The sequence below is a fragment of the Thiohalobacter sp. COW1 genome (assembly GCF_016629505.1).
GTDB lineage: Bacteria > Pseudomonadota > Gammaproteobacteria > Thiohalobacterales > Thiohalobacteraceae > Thiohalobacter > Thiohalobacter thiocyanaticus_A.
This window is the reverse complement of the sequence record NZ_AP024239.1, coordinates 2,579,678-2,601,106: the sequence shown is the minus strand read 5'-3', so window position 1 is coordinate 2,601,106 and position 21,429 is coordinate 2,579,678. Positions and strand designations below refer to the sequence as shown.

The following is a 21,429-nucleotide window of genomic DNA, read 5'->3' as shown; positions in this document are numbered from 1 at the left end:
CTCCACCCATCGACCAAAATATGCAGGTTACTTCTGCTTGATTGCCTGCACGAATATGGCCGCAAAATCCTCAAACCCCTCGCCGCAACAACGGCAGATTTCGTACACATCGACAAAATCAAGGTTGCGTTCACCGGATTCTATCTTACTGACATAACTTTGCGGCCTGTAGAGATATTTTGCCAATTCCGCCTGGGTGAGGTCGTGGCGACAATGCATCTCGCGCATTAATTTGCGTAATATGATTCGTTGTTTCGCCCATGTGCCAGCCATGGGGAAATCCTATATCCCATTATGGGGTATCCCATTTCAGGATAGCCTGTATGGGAAGGTTAAGGATCTGTCTTCTGTCGGCGGGTCCGTGTGCTGCCCCGGATTTGTCAGGGGAGCAAAGAATAATATTCAGCTACAGAGGGAGTCCAAATAATGATCAAAAGCAACATCGAAAACCTTTTTGCAACTATCAAAATCCTGGCGGCATCCGGTCTTATGGTACTTGGAGTTGCTGCATGTGGCGGTGGCGGAGGTGGCGACGATAGTTCATCAACGACTACCGAATCTGCCAACGGCATATGGCGTGGTACGGTCACAAATACCACGACGGGTTATACCTCAAACGCCTACATCGGGCTTTTATTTGATGGGGAAGCGTATTTCTTTGATCCGAACAGCGGTGAAATGGATGTCGGTACCTACTCCATAACGGGCGATCAGTTCAGCGGGAATATCACTGCCTATCAGGACGGAGTTGCCGGGCCAATAGCGACTGGTACGGTCAGCGCTACTGTCCGGACAGAAGCCAGTATATCGGGTACCTTCAGTAACTCTCTGGGGCATTCCGGCAGTATAAGCCTGGCCTATGACAATCTGTACGACAGAAGTGTCACGCTGGCAGACAGTAATGATATATGGATGTATACGGATGGTTTCTACACGCTCACGTTGAGCATTGGTGCTGATGGGGTAATCACGGGGTCGGATACCGATGCCTGCAATTATGCCGGTAATCTGAGTCTTGCCGATCCAGGCAAGAATCTGTATTCAACTCAGCTTTCTGTAACCAACTGCGGAGCGGAAAACGGAACCTATACAGGGTTTGGTGTGTTGGGAGACACTGCGACAACGAACGACACATTTACCTTCGCGGTACAGAGTACAAGCTATATCATCTACATAAGTTTTGATCGCCAATAAGGTATGAGTGATGGGTTGCGCTTCGCTCCACCCATCCTACCAGGACAGCGTAGGATGGGTGGAGCGACGCGGAACCCATCGCGCAGATAGGCTTACAGTTTCGCCAGCGCGTCATTCAGACGCTGTTCGATGCGCTTCTTGTAGTTGAGGAAGTGAATGGTCTGCAGTTCCTGCGCGGTGTCCACGCCGAGCAGGTTGCGGGCCAGGTCGATGTCGGTGATGTAGATCGGGTAGGCCTGGCCGCTGGCGCGCTTGCTCAGGATGTAGCGCGCCACCTCCTCGAACAGCCGCTCGCCATACTCCAGGGTGGAGAACTCCTGCTCGTTGCAGTACATGGTGAACACCGAGCGGTTGTTGTCCATCACGTCCCCGATCACCTGCACCCCGAAATAACTGCGCGACTGCTTGAACGGGCTGATGTTCTGCTGCTCCAGCCGCGGCTCGGCGCCGTGGCGGTGGTGGATCTGATAATAATCGATGGCAGCCACGTTGAATTCGCCCTTGCCGGCTTCCTGCACCAGGAAGTTCATGCGTTCCTGGATCTTGTTGAGGAAGCGCTGGAACTGGGTGAGCAGGGTCAGGGCATCGTGGAAGGCCACCTCCTGATGGAACAGCGAGCCCTTCTCGTCCAGCACATAGACATGGGCATTGGGGCCGTCGACCTGATAGAACAGCTGCAGCCGCCCCGGTTTGTTGGCCTGGAACAGCGCCGGCAGCGGGGTGTCGCTCAGCGTCGACGGGTCGATGCCGAGCGGGCTGAAGCGCTCCTGCGGTGCGGCCAGTTCCTGCAGCAGGGCGGCGTAGGTCTTGAAATGGCGGTAGCGCGGCACGCCGTTCTCGGGCTGCAGCAGATAGTAGTCGTGGCTGACCTGCAGCAGATAGCGGGCATTACCGCGCTCGGCGCCGCGGTAGAACCAGGCGGTGACCTGGTCGAAGACGTCGCGAATGCGGTTGGCGATGGGCGCGCCACGGGTCGATGAGAAACTGAAGGTGTTCACGCCCATCGGCGGCGGGCCGCCGGCATCGATCGGCGTCCAGGCCAGGTAGTCGCACAGGCAGTCGAGCAGGGCATGGTCGCCGCTGTAGTGGAAGGTCAGGATCTCCTGCCAGCTGGTCTGGATGATCAGCTCGAAGTTGATGGCGAGGTTCTCCCAGCGCCCGCCGTAGCTCAGCGCATCGGTGCGGCTGCTGACCAGCTGCATCCCTTCGCGGGTGAGTTTGGCCATGGGGTCCACGCCCAGGTTGATGAACAGGGCGTTGCGGGCCACCCGGGCCGGCTCGGCCAGGGCATCCAGGTCGGGCTCGGCCAGGCGGCCGCGCGGAAAGATGTCTTCCAGGCAGTCCATCACCGAGCGCTGTTCCCAGCTGCTGACGGTACAGTCCTCGGGGTGCAGGCTGATCATGCTCAGGCTGGACTGGGTGATGTGGTTGAAGTGGCACCAGGCCAGGATCTCCACCAGGCTGTGGCCGCGCTTGAGCGGGCGCTGGCCGCCGGTCTCGCCGCTGCGCACCAGGCCGCGGTAGAGCACCCAGCCGGACTGGCCGGGATGGTTCAGCTGATGCAGTGACAGGCGGTCCTCGGACAGATCGTCGGAGATCCCGGGATTGACCAGATCGACCTTGCCCGCCTTGCGCTCGAAGGCGGCATACAGGCGCCGCCCCAGCAGATTGAGCTCGGCCGGGTCGATGGTGTGGTCGTCGTCCTGGCCGCGGGCGAATTCCGACAGCGCCTGGTAGCTCTGGCGCAGGGCGTCGACCAGGATCTGGCGTTCCTCCAGCACTTGCTGGATCTTCCACTGCGGCCGGGTATCGAGCAGATGCAGATGGCCGTCCGACCAGCCCCATTCCTGCACCAGCTCGCGCATCACCTCGCGGCGCCAGCTGATGTTGCCGCGCCGGTCGGGCCGGCTCATCTTCTCGTTGATCTTGAAATAGAAGCAGCGCCGGGCCAGTTCCAGGCGTTCCAGTTCGCCGTTCTCCAGCAGGTATTCCTCCACCCGCCGGCACATCTGCACATAGGGGTCGAGACCGTCCAGGTTGGTCTCGCCGCCGTAGACCGCCTCCTTGAACCGGTGGCTGAGCATGCGGATGTGGGGATACTCGTCGGAATAGGCCTCCATCAGCAGGATCTTGAGTACCGACTTGTAGGGCGAGGAGACCGCCTTGTAGAGCTGCCACAGGGTGGCGCCGAAGAACTCGCCGGCCGGCATCTCGCCCAGGCCGCCGAAATCGACCACCTCCTTCGGGTTGACGAAGCGCTTGTGCAGCAGCTGGCTGACGTAGTCGTCGTAGACCACCTCGTACTGCGGCGGTACCAGCCACCAGATGGGGTAACGTCCGGCGATCAACAGGCCGGTGCGGTAGAACTCGTCCAGCAGCAGGTGATGCTGGGCGCTGCCGCTGCTCTCGCTCGACAGGCTGTCCATCTCGCCGGCGCGGAAGGCGACATCGTCCATGAGGAAGAAGTGCACCTCCAGGCTCATGCTCGCGGCCCAGCTCTCGATGTTGGCCGCCTTCTGCGCCAGCATCTCGCGTGCATCCCGGTCCATGTCGTGGCGGATGCAGACCCAGATGTCGAAATCACTCTTGCGCGAATAGGCGATGGTGCCGGAGGAGCCCATCATGTACAGCGCCAGCACGTCGTGCTCACGCACGCTGCGCTGCTGGTAGGTGAAGCTCTTGGACAGCTTGCGCGCGGCGTCCAGGGTGCGTTTGTTCGGCTTGTAGTCCGACAGGCCGGCCGGTGCCTTGCTGGAGAGATAGCCCGGCAGCATGGGGTGGTTGATGTGAAACAGCAGCGGCAGCAGGTCGAGGAACAGGCGATGGCGGTCGCGCAGCCCGGCGTAGACCCGCTTGAGCCGGTCCTGGTTGATGACCATGAACCGCCGCTGGACATGGCGCAGCTGCACGCCATCCATCTCGATCCTGGGTTTCATCTGCTCGACGACGGCCATGCTGCCGGTGGCGGCTCCCTGGTCAGGTGGGTGACAGGATCAACCGGCGGCGGTGCTGGCGGCCGCCGGGGCGAGGGCGGCGGCGGCGCGATTGAGCAGCGTCTGGGTATTGTCCGCCTTGCGCCATTCCGCCACGCCGAACCCGGTGTCGACAAGCTCACTGGCGAACTCTGCCGCCAGCCGCTCGCGCAGTTTGGCGATCAGCTGTTCGGCATCCGCCTGGCGTGTCTCCGGCAGGGCCAGAATGAAGCGTTGATCCTCGTTGCACCCGATCATGTCGGCCCAGCGCAGCTGATCCTTGAGAATGCGGCTGACCCGGACCCGGGCCGGGTCGTCGACATCGCCGCGCAGTTCCAGCAGCACCAGCGACAGTGGACTGTCGTAGCGCCGGCAGCGCGAGACCTGGGGTTCCAGCGCCACGCTCAGACCGCGGCGGTTGAGCAGGCCGGTGACCGGGTCGGTGAGTGTTTGTTCGGACAGTTCCTGCTGCAGGCGTTGCTGCTCGGTGCAGTCCCGGAACCAGAGCGCCTGGCCGCCATCGGCCAGCGGCAGGCGCCGGACCTGCAGTTGCAGGCGGGCGCCGCCGGGGGCGGTGTGGCTGAGGCTGTCCGCAGCAGCGGCCAGCAGCGGGTGCTCCGGGTCGAGATCGTCAAGACCGGCGTCCAGCAGCCGCAGCAGCGCGGCGTTGGCGGCGGCCGGACGACCGTTGCGATCCAGTACCAGCAGGGCGTCGGAGGTGGTGTCGAGCAACTCGACGAGCTGCGAGGGGGTAAGCCTGTCCCACATGGCAAGAAGTCTCCCTGGGCGTGTCAGATGACGGAAATTTGACATCCGTGTGTCCCGGAATGTCTTGGGATTTAGCGACCTAGGGACGTTTTGCTTTAGGAGTGAGGAGCGAAGAGCGGGTCAGTCATACTCGCTGGCGCGCCGGGCCAGGCCGCGCACCTTGTCCACCGGGAAACGTGCCTCGTTCATATCCATCTTGTCATGCGCTGCCTGCAGCAGATCGATGTCGAGCCGCTCACCCAGGCGCACGAGATAGATGAGGATGTCGGCCAGTTCCAGACGCACGGCCTCGCGCTTGTCCGGCGGCAGGGCCGCGCTCTCGGCCTGGCTCAGCCACTGGAAATGCTCCACCAGTTCGGCCGCCTCGGCGATCAGGGCCATGGACAGGTTCTTGGGCGAGTGGAACGGCTCCCAGTCGCGCGCCCGGGCGAACTCCGCCAGGCGGCGGTTGAGCCGGTCCAGACTATCGGTGTCGGCCTTGGTCATGGATTGCGCTCCGCAGCCCCGTGGTCTCCGGCTTAAGCCGGGCAGCCGGGTGCCGTTACCTACAGAAGTAGACCATCACGTGCAGTACGAATTTACATGAAACCAGGGATCGTGTCCGCAGGGAATCGTTGGCGTCGGCTGTTGCTGGCGCTGCTGGCCGTCATGCCGGCCGGGCTGTCGGCCGCTGAGGTGCGCGGGGTGGTCATGCTGCAGCACAGCGGCCTGTTCTCCGGCCGGGACGGCACGGACCAGGTCATCGGCCTGGCACTGTGGCCGGACAGCCCCGGCCTGAGCGCCGGGGCTGTGGTTGACGTGCGCCATGAACTGCGCGTCGATGCCGACCGGATCCGGCCCGATTTTCTCCAGGTGCGTCCCGGCGAGCCGATCCGGCTGGCCAGTCTCGATGCCGTCGAGCATCAGCTGTTCGCCCTGGTCCCCGGCAGCCACAGTGAGGTTGAGGTGCGGCTGCACCCGGGCAGTGGGGCGGACGAACCGAGCATCAGTTTCCGCGAACCCGGTACCCGACACCTGTTCTGCCGTCTGCACCGGCGCAGCTATGCCCGCATCGATGTGGTCGATGCACCGCGGCTGGCCATTGTCGAGGCCGGTGAGCGGTTCGAGTTCCGCGACCTCGAGGCCGGCCGCTGGCGGCTGCGGGTGGCCGCTATCGGCGCCGAGACCCTGGAACAGGACACCATGGCCATGACGGCGCCGCCGCCGCTGGAGTTGCGTCTGCCGGTGAAGAGCGGAGTGCAGCCGGAGCACAACAGCGCGGCCGGGGTCGTGACCGTCGATCAGCTGTATCCGGCGCTGCCGGGAAGATGAGGCAGGGATGCGAATCGGGCAGAAAAACAGTCTCCTCGTCGTTGGCATGATGCTGCTGGTACTGGTCGGCATGACCAGTGCCGGCTATCTGCTGGTCACCGGCCACGTCAACCGCCAGATCAGCAGCGATATCCAGCATGCCCACGAGGTCTATGTGCAGGCCCAGCGCGAGGCCTTTGCCCAGCTGGTGAGCACGGCCCGCAACATCAGCCAGGAGCCGGGCCTGCTGGCAGCACTGCTCACGGCGCATGCGCCGACGGTACGCAGCACCCTGGAAGAGAGCTTTCCGCGGCCCGGCATCGATCTGCTGGCGCTGAGCCTGGAGAGCGGTCCCGGCCAGACCCTGGCCGAGGGCAGCAAGCCGCACCTGGTGTCGCCGCGGGTGCTGGCCTCGGATGCCATCCAGAGCCTGGTGCGGCAGGTCACCCGGGGCGCCCGGGTAGCCTATGGCAACGCCATGATCTTCGAGACCTTCCTGCGCCTGGTCGCCATCCCGGTGGCCAACCCGGGCGGCGGTGTGATCGGGGTCATGGTGCTCGGGCAGGAGATCGACCAGGCGGCGATCGAGCGTTATCAGCCGCTGCTGCGTACCCAGATAGCGCTGTTCGACGCCCAGGCGCTGGTCGGCAGCACCCTGCCCGGCCGGCTGACTCAGCTGCAGGGGCTGGAGACCGGCCGGGTCGAATTCAGACTGGATGGAACCGACTACCTCGGACAGGTCTATCCGGTACTGGCCGGCGACGGCCGGACACCGGTGGCACAGCTGCTGCTGGCGCATGCCAGTGACAATTACTGGGCACCGTACCGCAGCTTTGCGCTGCAGGGCCTGCTGGTCTCCGGCGCCATCCTGGTCGTGGCGGCGGTGCTGGGCATGGTGATCAGCCGACGCACCCTGACCCGGCCGCTGAGCCTGCTGGCCGCGGCGACCCGCAAGATCGCCGCCGGCGATCTCGCCTGGCGGGTGGAGCTGAAGCGGGAGGATGAACTCGGCGAACTGGCCGATTCCTTCAACCGCATGCTCGACGACCTGCGCCAGTCCAACGAGGCGCTGGAACACAACCGCCGGCGCTTCCATGATTTCGCTGCCAGTTCCTCGGACTGGTTGTGGGAGACCGACGCCGGGGGTCGCATCACCTATCTGTCCCCCGGCTTCAAGGCCTCGCTGGGCATGGACAGCCAGGAGTGCCTCGGCCGGACCTGGCAGGAAGTGTTCCCCGAGGACGATCTGGAGGCGCTCACGGCGCGCCTGCAGCCGCAGCGGGATCGTGGCTTCCCGTTCAAGGAATTGAGCTTCCGCGTCTGCCTGCACGACGGCACCATCCGGGACCTGCGCATCAGCGGCATACCGGTGCGGGAGCAGGACCGCTTCGCCGGTTTCCGCGGCACTGCCAGCGATATCTCCAAGCAGCGCATCAACGAGGAGCGGGTCGCGCTCCTGTCCAACCAGGACCAGCTCACCGGGCTTACCAACCGCCGCCGCTTCCTGGTCGACCTGGCGCACGAAATCCGCCGGGCCCAGGCACATGACCGTCAGGGCGTGCTGATGCTGGTGGACCTGGACCATCTCAAGCTGCTCAATGATGCCGCGGGCTATGCCGTCGGCGACGAGATGATCGTGCAGGTCGCCGGGGTGCTGGAGCGGCTGTCGCGCGAGGAGGATATCCTCGGCCGCATCAGCGGCGACGAGTTCGCCCTGACCCTGCCGGATCTGGGGCTTGACGCTGCGCGCGCGCAGGCCGCGCGGATACTCGAGGCGATCACCCAGTGCCGGCCGGTCCGCACCAAGGCCGGTGTGCCCATCAATGTCTCAGCCAGTATCGGCCTGGTGGCCTTCCCCGATCAGGGCACCGATCCGGTGGAACTGATCGCCAAGGCCGACAGCGCCATGTACGCCGCCAAGGATGCCGGGCGCAACCGGTTCGAGGTCTTCGACGAGGCCAGCATGTCGCGCGAGCATATCGGCGGCCTGCTGGCCTCGCGCAACCGGGTGCTCAGGGGCCTGGAGGAGGATCGTTTCGAGTTGCATTTCCAGCCCATCGCCAGCGTGCTCAACGGCGAGGTGCACCACTTCGAGACCCTGGTGCGGATGCGCGATGACAGCGGCCAGGTGATACCGCCGGGCGCCTTCATCCCGGCCGCCGAGCAGTTCGGTCTGATCGGGAGAGTGGATAAGGAGATCGTGCGCAAGGCGATCTATCACATCGCCACCCTGCCCGATGCCCTGAGCCAGGTCGGGTTCTCCATCAACCTGTCCGGGTTGTCGGTGGGCGAAGACGAACTGCTGCGTCTGATCGAGAACTGTCTGGACGAGACCGGACTGGATCCGGCCCGCATCACCTTCGAACTGACCGAGACCGCGGCCTGCGAGAACATGTCGCTGGCGGCCGAGTTCCTCGGCCGCATCCGCCAGCTGGGCTGCCGCATCGCGCTGGACGACTTCGGCGTGGGCTTCTCCTCCTTCTCCTATCTGAAGCACCTGCATGTGGACATGCTCAAGATCGACGGCAGTTTCATCCGCGACATCGCCAGCAACCAGGAGGACCAGCTGTTCGTCAAGGCGCTGGTGGACGTGGCGCGCGGCATGGGCATCCGCACCATTGCCGAGTTCGTGGAAAGCGAGGCCGCCTTCCGGCTGCTGCAGCGCCTGGGCGTGGATTATGTGCAGGGCTACTACATCGGCCGGCCCGAGCCCGCCATCACCGGGGACGGATTGCATGGATTCGCCCGGCGGCTGAACCCGGGCGGCGGTCAGGTGGTCAACGGCTGAGCCGCTGGCGCGCCCGCTGTGCGGCGGCCCGCACCTGGGACGGCGCGGTGCCGCCGATGTGATCGCGGCTGGCGATCGAACCCTCCAGGGTCAGCACCTCGAACACATCCTGCTCGATGATTCCGCTGAACTGCTGCAGCTGCTCCAGGCTGAGCTGGGACAGGTCGCGCCCCTGCTCCAGCCCCAGGCGCACCGCCTTGCCCACCACCTCGTGGGCATCGCGGAACGGCAGTCCCCTGCGCACCAGGTAGTCGGCCAGATCGGTGGCGGTGGAGAAGCCCTCCAGCGCTGCCGCGCGCAGCCGTTCGCGTTTCGGTTCGATGGCCGGGACCATGTCGGCGAACACCCGCAGGCAGCCCCGGACCGTGTCGACGGTGTCGAACAGCGGTTCCTTGTCTTCCTGGTTGTCCTTGTTGTAGGCCAACGGCTGGCCCTTCATCAGGGTCAGCAGGCCGATCAGGTGGCCGTTGACCCGGCCGGTCTTGCCGCGTACCAGTTCGGGAACGTCGGGGTTCTTCTTCTGCGGCATGATGGAGGAGCCGGTGCAGAAGCGGTCGGGCAGGTCGATGAAGCCGAACTGGGCCGAGGTCCACAGGATCAGCTCTTCCGAAGCACGGGACAGATGCGTCAGCAGCAGCGCCGCCGCACTGGTGAATTCGATGGCGAAGTCGCGGTCGCTGACCGCGTCCAGCGAGTTCTCCGCCGGGGCGTCGAAGCCGAGCAGTTCGGCCGTGTAGTGGCGGTCGATGGGATAGGTGGTGCCGGCCATGGCCGCCGCGCCCAGCGGCATCACATTGACCCGCCGCCGGCAGTCGGCCAGGCGCTGGCGGTCGCGCTCCAGCATCTCGAACCAGGCCAGCATGTGGTGGCCGAAGGTCACCGGCATGGCCACCTGCAGGTGGGTGAAGCCCGGCATCAGGGTGTCGGCCTCGCGTTCGGCCAGGTCGATCAGGCCGCTCTGCAGCCGCTCAAGCTCGGCCGTGATCAGGTCGATCTCCTCGCGCAGGTACAGGCGCATGTCGGTGGCGACCTGGTCGTTGCGCGAGCGGCCGGTGTGCAGTTTCTTGCCGGTGGCGCCGATACGTTCGGTGAGGCGCGCCTCGATATTCATGTGCACGTCCTCGAGCCCGACCGACCAGTCGAAGCCGCCGGCCTCGATCTCGCCGCGGATGTCCTCCAGGCCGGCGATGATCTCGTCGCATTCCGCCGCCGTCAGCACGCCGACCCGGGCCAGCATGCGGGCATGGGCGATGGAGCCGGCGATGTCCTGGCGGTACAGGCGCCGGTCGAAGCCCACCGAGGCGGTGAAGGCCTCGACGAAGGCGTCGGTGGATTCGGTGAAGCGGCCGCCCCAGGGTTTGCTCTTGCTGTCGCTGTCCGCCATGTCGGATTCCGTTCGGTTACAAGTGGCGCGAGTATACCGCTGGCCGCGTCAGCGGGGCCAGGGATGCTGGTTCTGGCCGGGGCGTCGGGGGATAATCGCGCTCAGTGCGGGGAGGGAACAGCCGGGAACATGGAAACGCCAGCCAACAACGCCGCCGGGTTGCCGCAGGGTGATGCCGGCTTCCTGCCCGACTTCTGCGCCATTCGTGCGGTGTTCGCCGTGGTGGTCAGCGCCCAGATGCTGGCCTTTGTGCTCGCGCTGGCGGGCAGCCCGTTGGGCGCGCTGTGGTGGAGCGAACTGGGCCTGGTGTCGCTGTTCGTGCAATGGGTGGCGCTGTCATGCACCGCGGCCCTGTGCCTGGCCCGGCGCTGGCTGCTGCGCCTGCCGCCGCGCCGCGCCGGGGTGCTGGCCTACGGATTGATCCTGTTGATCGTGCTCGGCCTGAGTGAACTGGCCTTCCGGCTGCTGCCGGCATACGGCGCCATGGAAGCGAATGGCGACGGCCACATGGATTACCTGATCCGCAACCTGGCTATCGCCGCCATCGTCGCCGCGCTGCTCCTGCGCTACTTCTTTGTCCGGCATCAGTGGCAGATGCAGGTGGCCGCCGAGGCCCAGGCCCGGGTCGAGGCGCTGGCTGCACGCATCCGGCCGCACTTCCTGTTCAACAGCCTCAACACCATCGCCGCGCTCACCCGCAGCCGGCCGGCGCTGGCCGAGGAGGTGGTGCAGGATCTGGCCGAACTGTTCCGCGCCGGCATGAAGGAAGTGCAGGCGCGCATACCGCTCAGCGAGGAACTGACCATTGCCCGCCGCTATCTGAACATCGAACGGCTGCGTCTTGGGGAGCGGCTGCAGGTGGAATGGACCGAGAAGAACCTGCCGCTGGACGAGGCAGTGCCGCCGCTGATCCTGCAGCCGCTGATCGAGAACGCCGTCTATCATGGTATTGAGCCGCGTGGCGAGGGCGGCTGCATCCATATCCTGGCGACCTACAACAAGGGCAGGCTGCGCCTGGAAGTGCGCAATCCGCTGCCGCCGCAATCCGATCCGCCGCGCCGGGCGGGCAACCGCATGGCGCTGGAGAACATCCGTCAGCGCCTGTTGCTGGTGTTCGGGGCGCAGGCGCGGCTGGAGACCGAGCAGCGCGACGGCCAGTACCGGGTGCGCATGCTGATTCCGCTGGAGCGTGCCGCATGAAGGTGCTGGTGGTCGACGACGAGGCGCTGGCGCGGGAGCGGCTGATCTCCATGCTGGCCGGTGTGCCCGACATCGAGATCACCGGCGAGGCGGCCACCGGGCGCGAGGCCATCGAGCAGGTGGCGGCAAACCGTCCCGACGTGGTGCTGCTGGATATCCGCATGCCGGAGATGGACGGACTGGAGGCAGCCAGGCACCTGGCCGGGCTGAGCGAGCCGCCGGCGGTGATCTTCACCACCGCCTATGGCGATCATGCCCTGGAGGCCTTCGAGGCCTGTGCCGTGGACTACCTGCTCAAGCCCATCCGCGATGAGCGCCTGATGGCCGCGCTGGCCAATGCCTGCCGGCTCAACCGGGCCCAGGCCGCGCGGCTTGCCGGCCAGGACGGGCCCAGTCAGCGCAGCCACCTGTGCGTACCGGTGCGCGGCAGCCTGCAGCTGGTGCCGGTGACCGACATCCGCTACTTCCAGGCCGACAACAAGTACGTCACCGTGCGCACCGGCGAGGGCGAGTTCCTGATCGAGGAGGCGCTGAAGGCCCTGGAGGAGGAGTTCGGCGAGGACTTCATCCGCATTCACCGCAACGCCCTGGTGGCACGGCGTTATCTCAGCGCGCTGGAACGTGACGCCGAGGGTCGGTTGTGTGCCGTGCTGCGCGGGGTGGATGCACGCCTGGAGGTCAGCCGCCGCCAGCAGCCCGAGGTGCGGCGGCTGCTGAAAGGCGGGTGAGCGTACCGCAGGTTGCCTGCCGGAGCTTGGCGCTCCAGATATGTAGGCCGGAATAAGGGCTGTCCAGCCCGTTTCCGGCATCGGCCGAGCACGCCGGGAACGCTGTGCTTATCCCGGCCTACGTCCTTTCATTTTCTTTCGGGCGCCTTTGCGGTTTGATGCTTTTCCAGTCACTACTGCAAGCAGTACAAATCTACTGCCCCAGCGCCGCGTTGGCCGTGTCGATGCCGCGGTCGATATAGCCGCCGTAGAAGTCCGGGGTCAGCAGTCCGACGATGCGATCGGCCAGTTCCTTGCCGTCCGGACCCAGGAACAGCAGGGTCGGCGTCATGTCGACATCATACTCATCGGCGATGCGCCGGGCCGGGCGGATTTCCCCATGCAGGTCCCCGACCATCACCCCGGCGTCGATGTTGAGCTTGCGGATCAGCACCCGGTTCTCGTAGTCGCCGCTGATCAGCATCGGGACCAGGAAATTCTGCTCGACCTGTTCGCAATAGGTGCAGTGGTGGCTGCTGAAGGCCAGCAGCAGCGGCAAGCCGCGCTCGGCCGCTTCCCGGGTGGCCTGCTCCAGGCTCTGTACCTCCTGGACCTCCGGCCGGGTCCCGGCGCCGGCGGCGCCCTGGCCCAGCAGCCAGAGCAGCAGCAGTCCGCCCGTGATAAACTTGAAAGCCTGTTTCACCACTCGTTATCCTCACTGTCTGCGCCCGGGCGGGGCAACCGGCCCGGGCGGTTCAATCCCACTATCCATAGAGAAATCATGTCCCTGACCAAGCTCCGCATCGCCACCCGCAAGAGCGCGCTTGCCCTGTGGCAGGCCGAACACGTCAAGACCGGCCTGGAACTGCACCACCCCGGCCTGGAGGTCGAGCTGGTCACCATGACCACCCAGGGCGACCGGGTGCTCGACAGTCCGCTGGCCAAGATCGGGGGCAAGGGGCTGTTCGTCAAGGAACTGGAGACCGCCCTGTTGGAGGGACGTGCCGATATCGCCGTCCATTCCATGAAGGATGTCCCGGTGGAACTGCCCGATGGCCTGGAACTGGCCCAGATCCTGGACCGCGAGGACCCGCGCGATGCCTTCGTCTCCAATCAATATGCGGACTGGGAGGCGCTGCCACAAGGGGCAGTGGTGGGCACCTCCAGCCTGCGCCGCCAGAGTCAGCTGCGGGCCCTGCGCCCGGATCTGGAAATCCGCGACCTGCGCGGCAACGTCAACACCCGGCTGGAGAAGCTCGATCGCGGCGACTACGCCGCCATCATCCTGGCCTGTGCCGGCCTCAAGCGGCTGGGCTTCGCACAGCGCATCCGCAGCGAACTCGGGCCGCAGGTGATCCTGCCGGCCATCGGCCAGGGCGCGATCGGCATCGAGTGCCGGTCCGAGGACCCCGAGGTGCAGGGCCTGATCGCGCCGCTGGGCCACAGCCACACCGCGCAGCGGGTCGCCGCCGAACGGGCCCTGAACGCCGCCCTGCAGGGCGGTTGCCAGGTGCCCATCGGGGGTTATGCCGAGATCGAGCACGGGGTGATCGTGCTGCGCGGCCTGGTCGGCCGCCCGGATGGCAGCGAGATCGTCCACGGGGTGATCAGCGGCCGGCCCGAGGACGGCGAGGAACTCGGCCGGGTGCTGGCCGAGGACCTGCTCAGCCGCGGTGCCGACGCCATCCTCAAGGCGCTCTACGCCGAAGCGCAATAATGGACGCAGCCCCCGCCCTGGCAGGCTGGCGGGTCCTGGTCACCCGCCCCGAGGCCCAGGCCGGCCCGCTGTGCGAGCGGCTGGCCGCGGTGGGCGCGGAGCCGGTCCCGTTCCCGGTGATGGAAATCCGCTTTCTGAACGGCGTCCGTTGGCCGGCGCCGCTGGACAGCTTCGACTATGCCCTGTTCGTGAGCGTGAATGCCGTGACCGCCTTCCGTGCCCAGGCCGCGGGAGCGGGTTGGCCGGCGGGCGTGAAGACCCTGGCCATCGGCCGGCAGACCGCGGCGGCCATGACGGCGGCCGGCATCCCGGTCAGCCTGGCCGCGCCCTCCCCCTTCACCAGCGAGGCGCTGCTGGCGCTGCCGGACTTGCAGCGCCTGGCGGATTGTTCCATCGTGATACTCCGTGGCCGTGGCGGCCGGGAGCTGATCCGGGACACTCTGTGCCAGCGCGGGGCCCGGGTCGAGGCGCTCGAGCTCTACGAGCGGAGGCTGCCCGAGGCGGATTCCGCTGCGTTGCTGCAGCGCTGGCATAGTGGCGGGATCGACGCCGTGTTGGTGACCAGTAACGCGATCCTGGATAATCTGCTCGAACTGCTGGGCGAAGCCGGTCGCGAGTTGCTGCGGCGCACCCCGCTGATCGTTCCCAGCGAGCGCACCCGGGCCTATGCATCGCGCCAGGGCTGTGAACAGGTCAGGGTGGCGGACAATGCCACCGATGCGGCCATGGTTGCGGCGCTGGCGCGGCTCGCCGCTGACCGGGCCTCCGCCCACCACCCATCGGGAAGCTGAAGCATGAGTGAGAACAAGGATAAGCCCCAGCCTCAGGGCGCCCCCGGATCCGGATCGGCCGCGAGTGAGGGCGGCGGCGGCAAGTCGCGCTCGCGCGGCGGCCGCCGGCGCAGCCCTTCCGCGCCCTCAACTGCTGCCGGCGGCGCCAGCCAGGCGCCGGCCCCGACCGGCGGGCGCTATGCCGGGCCGCTGGCCATCCTGGCCCTGCTGGTCGGCGTCGGTGCCCTGGTCGCCGGCTATTTCATCTGGCACGAGGTGCAGCGCCAGGCCGGCTGGCAGCAGGAGGTGCTGGCCCAGATCGATGCCCGCAACCAGGCCCTGGACAATCGCGTGACAGCGGCGGTGGACCGGATGGAAGCCACCCTGGACGAGGCCGTCGGCGCCCGCCGCGGCCTGCAGCAGGATCTGGCCGATCAGCAGCAGTCGATCGCGGCCCTGGAACGCGCCTTCGGCGTGCTGCGGGCCCAGGTCGGCCGCAGCCAGGAGGCCTGGGTGCTGGCCGAGGCCGAGTACCTGCTGCATGTGGCCAACCAGCGGCTGCAGCTGGCGCGCGACGTCGATACCGCCATCGCCGCGCTCACGAGCGCCGATCAGCGCCTGCAGGAATTGGCCAACGCGGCCTATCTGCCGGTGCGCGAACAGATCAGCCGCGAACTGGCCGGCCTGCGCGGCGTCGACGTGCCGGACATCGACGGCATCGCCCTGCGCCTGCAGACCCTGGCAGACAGTGTCGATGACCTCAAGGTCGCCGGCGCCCAGTACCGGCCGACGCCGCGCGGTGCAGCCGCCGACGCCGACGCCGGGGCCGAAGCCGGCAGCTGGCGCGAGTTGCCCGCCGCCCTGTGGGGCGAACTGCGCCAACTGGTGGCGGTGCGGCGCAACGACGAGCCGGTCGCCCCGCTGCTGGCGCCGGACCAGCAGTTCTTTCTCTACGCCAATCTGCGCCTGCAGCTCGATACCGCCCGGCTCGCCGCCCTGCGCGGCAACCCCGAGTTGTACCGGGTGAGCCTGCGTACAGCGCGCGACTGGCTGGCGCAGGAATTCGACGCCGGGCAACCGGCGGTGCGCGAGGCCCGCGCCGAGCTCGATGCCTTGCTCGCGGTGGAACTGCGCCCCGCCCTGCCCGACATCGCCGGTTCCCTGCGCCTGCTGCGCCAGGAACTGGCCCTGATCGAGGCCGGTCGGGCCGCGCCGGAAGCGGCTTCCGACGAAGCTGCTGCTGAAGGCGCGGGGAACGCACCATGAAACCGCTGTTTCTGGCCCTGCTCACCCTGGCCCTGGGCGTGGTGCTCGGGCTGGTGTTTCTCAACGAACCCGGCTATGTGCTGATCGGCTACGGTCAGTGGAGCGTCGAGACCAGCCTGTCGCTGCTGCTGTTCGGCCTGCTGCTGGGGTTCATCGTCCTCTACGCCCTGCTGCGGCTGCTGGCCGGGGCGCGGCGCACCCCCCGGCGGCTGCGGGCCTGGCGCGGCCGGCGCCGGGCCCTGCGTGCCCGGCACTCGCTCAACCAGGGCCTGCTGTCCCTGTCCGAGGGCGACTGGCCGCGTGCCGAGCGGCTGCTGACCCAGCATGCCGATGACAGCGAGAGTCCGCTGCTCAACTATATCGCCGCGGCCCGGGCCGCCCAGTACCAGGGTGCGGATGCCCGGCGTGACCAGTATCTGCGCCTGGCTCACCAGGCGATGCCCAACTCCGACGTCGCCGTCGGCCTGACCCAGGCCGATCTGCAGTTCAGCCATCAGCAGATGGAACAGGCGCTGGCCACGCTGACCCATCTGCGCAGCATCGCGCCGCGTCATGCCTATGTACTGAAGATGCTCGCCCGTCTGTACCAGCGCCTGGGCGATTGGGAGCGCCTGCGCGAACTGCTGCCCGAACTGCGCAAGCGCCGGGCCCTGCCCGAGCCGGCGCTGGACGAACTGGAGGAGACGGTCTACCGCGCGCTGCTGGAGGGCAGCGTGCGTCAGCACGATGCCGCGGCGCTGCAGCAGCTGTGGGGTCAGCTGCCACGGCGGCTGCGCCAGGACAATGATCTGGTCCTGGTCTACGGCCGCGCCCTGCATCACCTGGAGCAGGATCCGGCGGCCGAGCCGGTGCTGCGCGAGGCCATCCGGCGTCAGCGTGACGAACGTCTGCTGGATCTCTATGGCCGGGTGCGGGGCGAGAATCTCGGCATGCAGCTCTCGCAGCTGGAGGAATGGCTCAAGGAGCAGCCGCGCAACCCGGTGCTGCTGCAGGCCGCCGGCCGGCTGGCGATCCTCAACCGGCTGTGGGGCAAGGCCCGCAGCTATCTCGAGGCGGCGCTGGAGATCCAGCCGACGGTGGAGGGCTACCAGCTGCTGGGGAGCCTGCTGGAGGAACTGGAAGAACCGGATGAGGCGGCGGTGTGTTTCCGCAAGGGCATGCAGCTGGCCACCGGCGAGACCGGCCGCCTGCCGGCGCCGGGCTGAGGTTCATCAAAGATCAAGAGCGCCACGGAATACACGGAAAACACGGAAAAATATAACTGCAGAAACCGCCCGGTCTCTGTTCCACTCAATGCTCGTTATTCCGGCACAAGGCGGAACTATTGCTTTACGGCGGGTTGCGGATTACTCGCTGCGCTCGCCCTGCGGGCCGCCCTTTGGGCGCTCAACGCGCTGCGCGCATGCGTCGGAATGACCGGGAATCCTTACAAATCCACCAGCCTAATATTCAGTCCTGTCCGTGTTTTCCGTGTATTCCGTGGCGCTCTTGATCTTCACCCGCCGCCCTGGGCCGCCTTGTCGCGGGTGTCGGCGGCGAACTCGAAGGCGTCGGCGAACATCTGCTCCATCGGCACGCCGCGGCCGAGGAAGCTCTGGCGGCCGGCCTCGACCATCGCCGGCGGGCCGCTCATGTAGATGTCGTAGCCGGCCGGTTCCGGATAGTGCTCGAGCAGGGCGCCCAGCACCAGGCCGGTCTCCCCGTCCCAGTCATCCTCGGCCAGCGGTTCCGACAGGACCGGGGTGTAGTGGAAATTCGCGTGCTCGCGCGCCCAATGGCTGATCTGGTCGTGGGCATAGAGATCGCGCCGTGAACGCACCCCCCAGAACAGGTGGATCGGCCGGGTGATGCCGACATGGAAGGCGTGTTCCAGCATGCCCTTGAGCGGGGCGTAGCCGGTGCCGCCGGCCATCATCAGGATCGGTCGCGGGGATTCCTCGCGCAGGTAGAACTGCCCGAGGGGGCCCTCGATGCGCAGGATGGTCTTCGGCTGCATTTCATTGAAGACATACTGAGTGAACTCGCCGCCCTCGATCAGCCGGATGTGCAGGTCGATGTATTCATCGTCATGCGGGGCGTTGGCGATGGAGAAGGCGCGCCGGCGGCCGTCCTTGAGCAGGATCTCGATATACTGGCCGGCGAAGAACTGCAGCCGCTCGGTGGTCGGCAGCTTCAGCCTCAGCAGGTAGACGTCGTGGCACAGCCGCTGCATCTCGGCCACCCGTACCGGCATGTTCTTGACCTCGATCTGGGCCGGCGTGTCCAGTTCCCGGATCTCGATGCTCAGATCCTCGCGCGGCATGGCCTGGCAGAACAGGGCCTGGCCGGCGGCGGCCTCGTCCGGCTCGAGCGCGGGCGGAAGCACGTCGTCGGGATAGTCCACCGAACCCCTGATTACCCGGCCCCGGCAGCTGCCGCAGCTGCCGCCGCGGCAGCCATAGGGCAGTTCGATGCCCTGGCGCAGGGCCGCTTCGAGCACGGACTCGCCGGCTTCCACAGAAAATGTGTGGCCGCTGGGTTCGATCTTGACCTGATATGCCATGTAATCTAGGACGCAACTTAAACAAAGGCGGCGATTGTCGCCCATTTCCTGCTGGAGATAAACCGATGAACCCTGTGCTAATCGTGGGCTGCGGCTATGTCGGACAGCGCCTGGCCCGGCAGTTGCGGGCCGAGGGGGGGGCAGTCACGGGTCTGGTGCGCAGTGATGCCGGCGTGGCCGGCCTGCGCGAGGCGGACATCGCGCCGTTGCAACTGGATCTGGACCAGCCGCTGCCGGCAGATGCCATCCCCGCGGCCGGCCGCGATTTGTACTACTTTGCTCCGCCGCCTCCGGAAGGCGATGGCGATCCGCGCCTGGCGCGGGTGCTGGAGCAGCTGCGCCCGGGAAATCTGCCCCGGCGCATCGTCTACATCAGTACCAGCGGGGTCTATGGCGACAGCGGCGGCGACTGGATCGACGAGTCATTTCCGCCCAACCCCGGCACCCCGCGCGGGCGCCGGCGCCTGGCCGCCGAGCAGGCCCTGCAGGCCTGGTCGGAGCAGACCGGCATCGCGGTGGTGATCCTGCGCGTACCCGGCATCTACGGCCCCGGCAAGCTGCCGCTGGAACGCATCCGCCAGGGGCTGCCGATCCTGCGTGAAGAAGACTGTCCCTACACCAACCGCATCCAGGTCGATGACCTGATTGCCGCCTGTCGCGCTGCCATGGAAAGGGGCGAACCGGGCGCTGCGTACAACGTCGCCGACGGCCACCCCAGCACCATGGCCGACTACTTTGCCCGCATCGCCAGGGCCGCCGGCCTGCCGCCGCCGCCCACTGTCACCCGTGAGGAGGCGCCAGAGAAACTGAGCCGGGGCATGCAGGCCTTCATGAACGAGTCCAAGCGGCTGGACAACCGGCGGCTGCGGGAGGAGTTGGGGGTGGAATTGAAGTACCCCGAACTGGAGGCCGGGCTGGCCGCCTGTCTGCAGGAGATGCAGCAGAAGTAGGTCGGGTTAGCGCAGCGTAACCCGACATGCGGCGGCAGACGTCGGGTTACGCCTTCCAGGCTAACCCGACCTACACGCTGAAACGGGTCGTCAGTCGATGCCGAGCTCATCCCACAGGGCATCGACCCGCTGTCTGACCGCGTCATCCATGCGGATCGGCCGGCCCCATTCGCGGTCGGTCTCGCCCTTCCACTTGTTGGTCGCGTCCATCCCGACCTTGCCGCCCAGGCCGGAGACGGGTGAGGCGAAGTCGAGATAGTCGATCGGGGTGTTGTCGATCAGGGTGGTGTCGCGCACCGGGTCCATGCGTGTGGTCATGGCCCAGATCACGTCCTGCCAGTCGCGGATGTTCACGTCGTCGTCGGTGACGATGACGAACTTGGTGTACATGAACTGGCGCAGGAAGGACCAGACCCCGAACATCACCCGCTTGGCGTGGCCCGGGTACTGCTTCTTCATACTGACCACCGCCAGGCGGTAGGAGCAGCCCTCGGGCGGCAGGTAGAAGTCGGTGATCTCCGGGAACTGCTTCTGCAGCAGCGGCACGAACACCTCGTTCAGGGCCACGCCCAGGATGGCCGGCTCGTCCGGCGGCCGGCCGGTGTAGGTGCTGTGATAGATGGGGTCGCGGCGGTGGGTGATGCGCTCCAGCGTGAACACCGGGAAGCGCTCCACTTCGTTGTAGTAGCCGGTGTGGTCGCCGAACGGGCCCTCGTCGGCCTCGTCGCCCGGATGCAGAAACCCCTCCAGCACGATCTCGGCCGAGGCCGGCACCATCAGGTCGTGGGACAGGCACTTCACCAGCCGGGTGCGGCTGCCGCGCAGCAGGCCGGCGAAGGCATATTCCGACAGCGTATCCGGCACCGGGGTGACCGCGCCCAGGATGGTGGCGGGGTCCGCGCCCAACGCGACAGCGACCGGGAAGGGTTCGCCCGGATGCTCGGCCTGCCAGTCGCGGTAGTCCAGCGCCCCGCCGCGGTGTGCCAGCCAGCGCATGATGACCTTGTTTCTGTCGATGACCTGCTGGCGGTAGATGCCCAGGTTGGCGCGCGGCTTGTGCGGGCCCTGGGTGACGACCAGGGCCCAGGTGATCAGTGGCCCGGCATCGCCGGGCCAGCAGGTCTGGATGGGAAACCGCCCGAGATCGATGTCGTCCTTCTCGATCACCACCTCCTGGCAGGGTGCGTCGCGCACTGTCTTCGGCGCCATGTCCAGCACCTTCTTGAACATGGGCAGCTTGCTCCAGGCGTCCTTCATGCCGCGCGGCGGTTCGGGTTCCTTCAATGTGGCGAGCAGTTTGCCGACCTCGCGCAGCGCCAGGGTGGATTCCTCGCCCATGCCGAAAGCCACCCGTTCCGGCGTGCCGAACAGGTTGCCCAGCACCGGGATGGCGTGCCCCTTCGGATTCTCGAACAGCAGCGCCGGCCCGCCGCGGCGCAGGGTGCGGTCGCAGATCTCGGTCATCTCCAGATAGGGATCGACTTCCTGGCGGATGCGTTTGAGCTGGCCGCGCTGTTCCAGCTGATGGATGAAGTCGCGAAGGTCGTTGTATTTCATTATTTGGAATCAGTCGGCTGGGTGGTGTGAACGCAGAGGGCGTAGAGGCATTTATGCCCTATGGGTACAGAATCGCAAGGGTATAATAATTATGGATGGATTAAATAACGATCGCAGGTTGGCTACAAGCTGTAAAGGTACCGTCATTCCCGCGGATGCGGGACAAAAACGCGGAGCGTGTTGAACGCCCGCAGGGCGGCCCGGAGGGCGAGCGCAGCGAGTAATCCAGTGACCGCAGCGGTGCCTGGATCCCGGCCTTCGCCGGGATGACGGAATATGCGGTGATATTCATGTAGCCATTCGTAGGTCGGGTTAGCGCAGCGT

18 protein-coding genes are annotated in these 21,429 nt (G+C 66.3%); 10 read left to right on the top strand and 8 right to left on the bottom strand.

The window, feature by feature from the left end; translation table 11 throughout:
- Positions 1–27: 27 nt before the first annotated feature.
- On the bottom strand, positions 28–273 hold the full coding sequence (locus tag COW1_RS12220) for a helix-turn-helix transcriptional regulator (protein ID WP_201344358.1): 246 nt from the start codon (positions 271–273) through the stop codon (positions 28–30).
- Between the two features lie 153 nt (positions 274–426).
- Here COW1_RS12220 and COW1_RS17085 point away from each other — a divergent pair, with 153 nt between their 5' ends.
- Entirely contained in the window at positions 427–1,194 is a 768-nt protein-coding gene (locus tag COW1_RS17085) for a hypothetical protein (RefSeq protein WP_242466432.1), read from the top strand.
- 92 nt (positions 1,195–1,286) lie between these two features.
- Here the strand turns inward: COW1_RS17085 and COW1_RS12210 are convergent, their stop codons facing one another.
- From COW1_RS12210 to COW1_RS12200, 3 genes are all read right to left on the bottom strand, one after another.
- A complete protein-coding gene (locus COW1_RS12210) occupies positions 1,287–4,148 on the bottom strand; it encodes a class I adenylate cyclase (protein WP_201344357.1) in 2,862 nt (953 codons plus the stop codon).
- 39 nt (positions 4,149–4,187) lie between these two features.
- Entirely contained in the window at positions 4,188–4,934 is a 747-nt protein-coding gene (locus COW1_RS12205; RefSeq protein ID WP_096364057.1) for a hypothetical protein, read from the bottom strand.
- Positions 4,935–5,054: 120 nt separating this feature from the next.
- On the bottom strand, positions 5,055–5,420 hold the full coding sequence (locus COW1_RS12200; protein WP_096364059.1) for a nucleotide pyrophosphohydrolase: 366 nt from the start codon (positions 5,418–5,420) through the stop codon (positions 5,055–5,057).
- Positions 5,421–5,516: 96 nt separating this feature from the next.
- Here COW1_RS12200 and COW1_RS12195 point away from each other — a divergent pair, with 96 nt between their 5' ends.
- Both COW1_RS12195 and COW1_RS12190 read left to right on the top strand, forming a co-directional pair.
- Complete coding sequence (locus COW1_RS12195; protein WP_157745235.1) at positions 5,517–6,245, top strand: hypothetical protein; 729 nt, start codon at positions 5,517–5,519, stop codon at positions 6,243–6,245.
- Between the two features lie 7 nt (positions 6,246–6,252).
- Positions 6,253–9,012, top strand: coding sequence for an EAL domain-containing protein (locus COW1_RS12190; protein WP_201344356.1), 2,760 nt, complete (start codon positions 6,253–6,255; stop codon positions 9,010–9,012).
- On the opposite strand, the gene argH is transcribed toward COW1_RS12190, so the two are convergent.
- Positions 9,002–10,396 carry an argininosuccinate lyase gene (gene argH / locus COW1_RS12185; RefSeq protein ID WP_201344355.1) on the bottom strand — a complete coding sequence of 465 codons (1,395 nt, stop codon included), beginning with the start codon at positions 10,394–10,396 and terminating at the stop codon, positions 9,002–9,004. The genes COW1_RS12190 and argH overlap by 11 nt on opposite strands.
- A gap of 129 nt (positions 10,397–10,525) precedes the next feature.
- Here argH and COW1_RS12180 point away from each other — a divergent pair, with 129 nt between their 5' ends.
- Complete coding sequence (locus COW1_RS12180) at positions 10,526–11,596, top strand: sensor histidine kinase (RefSeq protein WP_096364067.1); 1,071 nt, start codon at positions 10,526–10,528, stop codon at positions 11,594–11,596.
- Entirely contained in the window at positions 11,593–12,324 is a 732-nt protein-coding gene (locus COW1_RS12175) for a LytTR family DNA-binding domain-containing protein (protein WP_201344354.1), read from the top strand. The genes COW1_RS12180 and COW1_RS12175 overlap by 4 nt, the downstream gene beginning before the upstream one ends.
- Positions 12,325–12,517: 193 nt before the next feature.
- Here COW1_RS12175 and COW1_RS12170 read toward each other — a convergent pair whose 3' ends face one another.
- A complete protein-coding gene (locus tag COW1_RS12170; protein ID WP_201344353.1) occupies positions 12,518–13,009 on the bottom strand; it encodes a thioredoxin fold domain-containing protein in 492 nt (163 codons plus the stop codon).
- 75 nt (positions 13,010–13,084) lie between these two features.
- Here COW1_RS12170 and hemC point away from each other — a divergent pair, with 75 nt between their 5' ends.
- The 4 genes from hemC to COW1_RS12150 are packed head-to-tail and all read left to right on the top strand — an operon-like array spanning position 13,085 to position 17,261.
- The gene (gene hemC / locus COW1_RS12165) at positions 13,085–14,020 is read left to right on the top strand and encodes a hydroxymethylbilane synthase (protein ID WP_201344352.1); all 936 of its coding nucleotides are present in this window, start codon (positions 13,085–13,087) and stop codon (positions 14,018–14,020) included.
- Complete coding sequence (locus COW1_RS12160; RefSeq protein ID WP_201344351.1) at positions 14,020–14,811, top strand: uroporphyrinogen-III synthase; 792 nt, start codon at positions 14,020–14,022, stop codon at positions 14,809–14,811. Before hemC ends, COW1_RS12160 begins: the two co-directional genes overlap by 1 nt.
- A gap of 3 nt (positions 14,812–14,814) precedes the next feature.
- Positions 14,815–16,056 carry a uroporphyrinogen-III C-methyltransferase gene (locus tag COW1_RS12155; RefSeq protein ID WP_201344350.1) on the top strand — a complete coding sequence of 414 codons (1,242 nt, stop codon included), beginning with the start codon at positions 14,815–14,817 and terminating at the stop codon, positions 16,054–16,056.
- Positions 16,053–17,261, top strand: a complete 1,209-nt coding sequence (locus tag COW1_RS12150) for a heme biosynthesis HemY N-terminal domain-containing protein (RefSeq protein WP_201344349.1) — start codon at positions 16,053–16,055, stop codon at positions 17,259–17,261. Before COW1_RS12155 ends, COW1_RS12150 begins: the two co-directional genes overlap by 4 nt.
- A gap of 290 nt (positions 17,262–17,551) precedes the next feature.
- On the opposite strand, the gene COW1_RS12145 is transcribed toward COW1_RS12150, so the two are convergent.
- A complete protein-coding gene (locus tag COW1_RS12145) occupies positions 17,552–18,598 on the bottom strand; it encodes a CDP-6-deoxy-delta-3,4-glucoseen reductase (RefSeq protein WP_096364081.1) in 1,047 nt (348 codons plus the stop codon).
- A 65-nt stretch (positions 18,599–18,663) separates the two neighbouring features.
- On the opposite strand from COW1_RS12145, the gene COW1_RS12140 reads away from it, so the two are divergent.
- Complete coding sequence (locus COW1_RS12140; RefSeq protein ID WP_201344348.1) at positions 18,664–19,548, top strand: SDR family oxidoreductase; 885 nt, start codon at positions 18,664–18,666, stop codon at positions 19,546–19,548.
- 90 nt (positions 19,549–19,638) lie between these two features.
- On the opposite strand, the gene ubiD is transcribed toward COW1_RS12140, so the two are convergent.
- Positions 19,639–21,105, bottom strand: coding sequence for a 4-hydroxy-3-polyprenylbenzoate decarboxylase (gene ubiD / locus COW1_RS12135; RefSeq protein WP_201344347.1), 1,467 nt, complete (start codon positions 21,103–21,105; stop codon positions 19,639–19,641).
- Positions 21,106–21,429: the final 324 nt, after the last annotated feature.

Coding starts and splice junctions, on each gene's coding strand:
- COW1_RS12220 (WP_201344358.1), bottom strand. CDS start 273: ATGGCTGGCACATGGGCGAAACAACGAATCATATTACGCAAATTAATG.
- COW1_RS17085 (WP_242466432.1), top strand. CDS start 427: ATGATCAAAAGCAACATCGAAAACCTTTTTGCAACTATCAAAATCCTG.
- COW1_RS12210 (WP_201344357.1), bottom strand. CDS start 4,148: ATGGCCGTCGTCGAGCAGATGAAACCCAGGATCGAGATGGATGGCGTG.
- COW1_RS12205 (WP_096364057.1), bottom strand. CDS start 4,934: ATGTGGGACAGGCTTACCCCCTCGCAGCTCGTCGAGTTGCTCGACACC.
- COW1_RS12200 (WP_096364059.1), bottom strand. CDS start 5,420: ATGACCAAGGCCGACACCGATAGTCTGGACCGGCTCAACCGCCGCCTG.
- COW1_RS12195 (WP_157745235.1), top strand. CDS start 5,517: ATGAAACCAGGGATCGTGTCCGCAGGGAATCGTTGGCGTCGGCTGTTG.
- COW1_RS12190 (WP_201344356.1), top strand. CDS start 6,253: ATGCGAATCGGGCAGAAAAACAGTCTCCTCGTCGTTGGCATGATGCTG.
- argH (WP_201344355.1), bottom strand. CDS start 10,396: ATGGCGGACAGCGACAGCAAGAGCAAACCCTGGGGCGGCCGCTTCACC.
- COW1_RS12180 (WP_096364067.1), top strand. CDS start 10,526: ATGGAAACGCCAGCCAACAACGCCGCCGGGTTGCCGCAGGGTGATGCC.
- COW1_RS12175 (WP_201344354.1), top strand. CDS start 11,593: ATGAAGGTGCTGGTGGTCGACGACGAGGCGCTGGCGCGGGAGCGGCTG.
- hemC (WP_201344352.1), top strand. CDS start 13,085: ATGTCCCTGACCAAGCTCCGCATCGCCACCCGCAAGAGCGCGCTTGCC.
- COW1_RS12160 (WP_201344351.1), top strand. CDS start 14,020: ATGGACGCAGCCCCCGCCCTGGCAGGCTGGCGGGTCCTGGTCACCCGC.
- COW1_RS12155 (WP_201344350.1), top strand. CDS start 14,815: ATGAGTGAGAACAAGGATAAGCCCCAGCCTCAGGGCGCCCCCGGATCC.
- COW1_RS12150 (WP_201344349.1), top strand. CDS start 16,053: ATGAAACCGCTGTTTCTGGCCCTGCTCACCCTGGCCCTGGGCGTGGTG.
- COW1_RS12145 (WP_096364081.1), bottom strand. CDS start 18,598: ATGGCATATCAGGTCAAGATCGAACCCAGCGGCCACACATTTTCTGTG.
- COW1_RS12140 (WP_201344348.1), top strand. CDS start 18,664: ATGAACCCTGTGCTAATCGTGGGCTGCGGCTATGTCGGACAGCGCCTG.
- ubiD (WP_201344347.1), bottom strand. CDS start 21,105: ATGAAATACAACGACCTTCGCGACTTCATCCATCAGCTGGAACAGCGC.